Origin of the sequence: Okeania sp. SIO2F4 (assembly GCF_010672385.1) — a bacterium.
In the GTDB taxonomy this organism is placed as follows: Bacteria; Cyanobacteriota; Cyanobacteriia; order Cyanobacteriales; family Microcoleaceae; genus Trichodesmium.
On record NZ_JAAHGT010000853.1, the window covers coordinates 1 to 4,226 of the forward strand.

Annotated in this window: 2 protein-coding genes and 1 pseudogene; all 3 read right to left on the reverse strand. The window is 34.7% G+C overall.

Annotation, left to right across the window (positions count from 1 at the left end; all coding sequences use genetic code 11):
- The coding region (locus F6K22_RS33845; RefSeq protein ID WP_293108489.1) for a lipase family protein at nucleotides 1-1,388 on the reverse strand (1,388 nt) is incomplete at its 3' end.
- A gap of 388 nt (nucleotides 1,389-1,776) precedes the next feature.
- On the reverse strand, nucleotides 1,777-3,489 hold the full coding sequence (locus F6K22_RS33850) for a DUF6200 domain-containing protein (protein ID WP_293108491.1): 1,713 nt from the start codon (nucleotides 3,487-3,489) through the stop codon (nucleotides 1,777-1,779).
- Nucleotides 3,490-3,737: 248 nt separating this feature from the next.
- Nucleotides 3,738-4,226: pseudogene (locus F6K22_RS33855) on the reverse strand (4-hydroxyacetophenone monooxygenase); the annotation flags it as partial.

Consider the following 4,226-nt stretch of genomic DNA (forward strand, 5'->3'; position numbering starts at 1 on the left):
ATATGTCTGTATTTATTTTGTTTGACACTCTGGCAGAGAATATTAGTTAAAGTATCAATCAGTATATTTCCAGAAATATCAGGTTCATATATGGTTGCCAGTTTACGAGTATTGGTGGTGAAATAATGAATCATATCCATATTGCACCAAAATCGATAAGCCTCTCGATCTAGTTTGTTATCTTTATACCTATCTACACACTTATCATTTGTAAAACATGGATTTCCAACTGAGACGACTTTTATTGTGCATACTTTATATTTATCCCAATCCTTTTGTCTCTCTTTTAATGCTAAAGCTACAATTTCTGCTAGACCGCCACCTAAACTGTGGCCAGCAACAGTTATTTCCACCTTTAGTACGTCTCTTATTTTTTGTTTTACACTTTTTAGTTGTTTTTTTAATCCTTTTATTACTTCTTTATCGAACCCAACACCTCCTCTGCGCTGTATTGTAGCAATTTTTTCCAACTTGCGATCGTCTAAATCTAATATATATAATACATCCGATCTATTTTTATCTGGCAAAAACTCCATTATCTCTTTTATCCCTTCTATTGTCTCTCCAATTTCTATTCCGGGATCGAATCCACTTCTTGTTTCCTCGTTACTATTTTCTCTTTCCTTGTTTGCTCTTTCTTCTGTTTTTTTTACTTCTGTTTCTATAAGCTTTTCTATTTCCTTTTTTTTACTGTCTACTAAAGTTTTTATTTCCTTTTTAAGAAAATCTAAAAGTAACTCACCACGAGCACCCTGCATTTTTGTTAAATGAATTTTCAATCCTCTGCTAGCTCCTGAAGATATGGCAGCTCGATCGCTTTTTGATGTTTGATCTCTAATATCCTTACTCCAAGGTTCGCCTTTGTTCCAAGAGCGAGTTTTAAATATACTTAAATCTTGAAACAAAGTAGTAAAAATTGAGAAAGGATTTGTTCCTGCAATGGAAATGACATATCTTGGCTTATCATCTTCAGTGTAGTCAGTATTATAACTATCTCTAACACTAGACCCATAACTACTACCCTTATTCTTAGGAAGATTATAGGGTTTATACTTAGCAACAAACATTGTAGCATCCGCTACATTAGAAGTTGGTCTTTGCTCAACACTAACACCCCATACAAGATTCCATTCTCCAATTAACCTCTTAATTTTCTTATTCTCGAAAGTGTCTTTAACAGCTCTAGTAGCTAAATTAGATAGATATGTTTCTTTACCACTGTAAAGCTTAGGAAAGGAAACACAATAGGAAAGCCAAATCAAAGAAAATATTTTCCTGTCCCATAAATACTTTGGTGGTGAGTCTGGATCGGATTTGTCATAGCCTTTATTTTCAATTCCTGGTTTATCTATATCTAGATTAAATTTTTCTTTCTCTATTTTTGTCATAATAATACCTCTTTTCAACTTTGTTATGTTGTGAAAAATTGAATGACGTTCAGAAAGTTTATGAGGAAATCTACAGTAAGCGATCGCCCCATTAAAAATATAAAGACTTATAAAAATTATTAATTATCTCTATAAGTCTTTATAAATTATCTTAGCAGATAAAGATATGGCGCGATCGGCAATAATATTTAATTAGATCGGCGAGGCAAGTAATTAACTTTTAATAGCCATTTCAGGCTCTAATACCTCACCTTTTGGAAGTCCGTCATTTTCCCATACTCTGGGATTGGAATAATCCATCCTGTCTTCTTCAGGAAAGCGGTCAAAATTACACCACAAAGCAAAATAAATCTACTGTCGTATATAAGGTATAAAACAGTAACATTTACTAACCCAACAAACCTTTATCATTTTTCTTTTTCTCCACTACTACAACTAAAGGTTGTGCAGTTTTCTCTACCGTACCTGATTGTTTGAGTTGGGCGACAACATCAGATATTCCTGCAAGTAGCTTACCTTCGCCATTAAATAAATCTTTAATATCGTCTTCTTTGGCTTTACCATAATTGAGAAGAATAGTATTGGCTTCTTGCTTCTTGTTCTCTTCTTTACTAAGTCTTGCCTCTACTTGACTGGTTATCTTTGCCTTGATGTCGTAAAGCTCTTGAACGCCATAATATGCAACATATTGGTCTACGTGCTGGTAATAGAACTGCATATACCAATCCATCAAATTATAGATGCTATCACCAGAAATTAAGTTATGAGGAAGGACAGACATTACAATAGAAATATCTATCGGGATACCAATACTATCAAGCACGTCCTGAAGAACTGAGTCAATTTTCTCGTCAATCATATCTACCATCTGGTCTGCTGTCACACCTGCGTCGATGATCTCAGCAAGAAACTTTGACACTATAGCACTATATAGCTTGATTATTTTTTCTAGTTGACCTTTAAGGGGTGCAAACACCTGACCTACAAATGGAATCTTTTCTAATTGATCAGACGTTAATTGTAAGCTACTCAGAAAAGCAAAGAGTAGCATTCCAGCACACTGTTCCGCGAGAAACTCTTTTACTTCGGGATATTTGTTAATATTTTCGAGGCGGAAATCATTATTAACCCTTCCAGTATAAGGGGCTTGAGGGGTAATATATTTGTACTCATGGTTTTCAATCTCCCCATTCCATACCGAACAGATAATTTTAACTAATGGGGTAGAGGGAATATCAGGCTCATATATGCTTGCAGTTAAAGCTACAGCTTCCTTTGTTGCAATATTAGGAACAATGTCAAGAGAAGACCATAAACGTTGAGTTTGATCGCCAAGTTTTGATGTATAGTAGTCTTGAAAAGCTTGATTTCCAGAAGATGGTGCGGCGAGGGAAACAACTTTTAGCGTAGTTATATTTTTGCTATCCCACTCTGACTGACGTTCAAGTAATGCTAGAGCTGTTAATGGCGCGAGAGTACCTGCTAAACTATGACCGACTACAAACAGATCGATTGGTTTGCTAGAGCTACTGGTTATTTCCCGGAGAGCATCAATAACGATAGTACCATTACTATCCGTAGTCTTATTAAATACAAGATTCAAAGCCCTTGTAAATCCTGAAGAGATTGAGGGTTCAGTAGTAACTTTAAAATCTGGTGGACTTTCCCAGGGTTTACCATTATTCCACTGTTTAGTTGAGTAGAAGTTAGCGTCTTCAATCAGGAGATCGTAAAACGACTTCATATTTGTTCCGGCTACAGAAAGAACATAAGTATCTTTTGCTGGGTTGTTATCATTGTACTTAGCAATGTACAGTGTATTGTCATTCACTCTAGACACTCGGGATTGAAAAATAGCCATACCCCATACAAGTTCCCATGTTCCAATCAATTTTTTGACTCTTGGATGGGCTAAAATTTCCCGAACTGATTCAGTAGATAGTTTTTGTAAATATTCTTTTGAACCTACATAGGAATAAGGGAATGATATGCAGTATATTTTCCACATATGGCAGAGCATTATCTGTTCCCAAGTGTATTCTGTTGATGGAGCTTTAGGTGCTGTAGGTTCTTTTTGTAGAGTTCGATATTTTGTTGCCACTGTAATCTCTCCTTAATTTAGTGGTGCAAAACTAGATAATTTGAAAATAGTAGGGACAAGGTTGGGTTTTAGGGTATCATCTACAAGCTGGTTGCAAAATCAAAGATCGACCCAATCTACCCAATTAATAATTATTTTGTCCTTGTTGATTTTTGTTTTTAACAAAAACTGAACCAACTTAAGTATACAAGATTTTTATATTTGCACAAAAGTATTTTGACAAAATAATTATTGCGTTTAATAACAGGTTAAGAAAAATTAAAGTCCTTGGGATTAGCTTGAAAAGTGTTGAGCCAATAACGCACTGTTGAAAAAGGCCAATTATTTACAATTTTGCCTGTTTTTGTTTTGTACCAACTACTACAGCCACTATTCCACGCTGTTTTAGCAGCTGCATCCTGTAATTTTTTGTTATATTCAGAATTAATATCAGGCTTCACATCCAAATATTTCTGTGAATTTTTATGCATCATTTGGATACAAGAAATAATGTAATTAACTTGACATTCAACCATAAAAATAATTGACTGAGTACCTGTATTTGTATTAGGTCCATAAAGCATAAATAGATTAGGAAATCCGGGAATCATAATCCCTTTATATGCTTCTGCTCCATCTTGCCATTTTTCTTGTAGCAATTGATTGTTTAAACCAACAATTTTAATTGATGATAGGAGGACTGTATCAAATCCTGTGGCAAATATCAAAGTATCTACAGGATATTCTGTACCATCTTT